The organism is Labrenzia sp. R5_0 (assembly GCF_017743835.1).
GTDB lineage: Bacteria > Pseudomonadota > Alphaproteobacteria > Rhizobiales > Stappiaceae > Roseibium > Roseibium algicola.
In genome coordinates, this window is record NZ_JAGHRK010000027.1 from 1 (window position 1) to 1,173 (window position 1,173).

Genomic DNA, 1,173 nt, shown 5'->3' on the forward strand with positions numbered 1-1,173 from the left:
GTGTCGCATCTCTAACTGGCCCAAGTGTCGCATTACTAAATGGCTTGTGAGCGATACTTGAAGTGCGACTTCTGCGGATTGCAAGGGTAGGGGGCGTTCACTCATTGCGCCAGCATCTTCTCCCTGAAGACTTCGGCCGGCGTCTTCCAACCAAGGCATTTCCGGGGCGTCGCATTGAGCCGGTCACAGATCCCTTTCAACTCAAGATCGGTGACCCGGCTCATATTGAGTTTGCGGGGAAGCCATCGTCGGGCACGTCGGTTGGTGTTTTCCACGGTGCCTTTCTGCCAGGGGGCAGATGGATCACAGAACCAGGTTTGTGTACCGATTTCCGCTTGAAGATGCGGCCAGGCCACAAACTCGGTTCCTCGATCGAACGTGATGGATTTTCGGGAACGGATTGGCAGGTGGCGGATCGCATCGATGACCTTGCCAAGCACCAAATGTGTTCTTCTGTTGTCATTCTTTAAAAGCAAGGTGAACCGGGTGACGCGTTCCACCAGGGACGTAACGTTGCCAGAACCAAAGTGCTGTTTGAACAGCATTAAATCACCTTCCCAGTGCCCGAACTCCTGCCGATGTGCCACGGCATCTGGCCGGAACAAGATGCTGACGTCACGATGGAATTTGGGTGGCAGGCGCTTTCTCGCTCGTCTGGGCTTTCGAGACTTTCGATGTGTCGGCAAGTACCACCACAGCTCCTGGGCAAGGCCTTCCTTCGAATAGATATAACGGTAGATCGTTTCCTGGCAGACCCGGTGGGAGGCGCCTTCGTATCTCATGCGTCCGGCAATCTGTTCCGGCGTCCAGCCATCCTTGATGCGATCGGTCACAAGATGACGCAGATCCGAATGCTTGATCAGTTTTCGTTTTCGTGACCGACGCGTGGCGCATTCCTGGTGGGCCGCCACAGCAAAATAGCCGACGATGTCCGGCAACTGTTCATCTTGAAAATGGTTGCGTTTCAATTCTCGAAAAATCGTTGATCGGTGCCGCCCAAGGATCTTCGCCATTCGGCAAGGTGACACTTTCGCCTGGCGCCAGCGTTCAATCTTGCGGCGCTCCTCCAGCGTCAGGTGGCTGTATTTTGATCCCATGACACAATCCTCCTGTTTGATAACCTATTGGTTTCAAACAGAAGTCGCACTTGGGAATAGCGCGCACCCTGCTATA

At 54.2% G+C, this 1,173-nt stretch carries 1 protein-coding gene; it reads right to left on the reverse strand.

Annotated features, from left to right (window positions below):
• Nucleotides 1-101: 101 nt before the first annotated feature.
• Entirely contained in the window at nt 102-1,097 is a 996-nt protein-coding gene (locus J7447_RS31175) for an IS30 family transposase (RefSeq protein WP_077294751.1), read from the reverse strand.
• Between the last annotated feature and the right edge of the window lie 76 nt (nt 1,098-1,173).

Bases quoted from the DNA above. Each gene is read 5' to 3' on its own strand.
- J7447_RS31175 (WP_077294751.1), bottom strand. From the start codon at position 1,097: ATGGGATCAAAATACAGCCACCTGACGCTGGAGGAGCGCCGCAAGATT.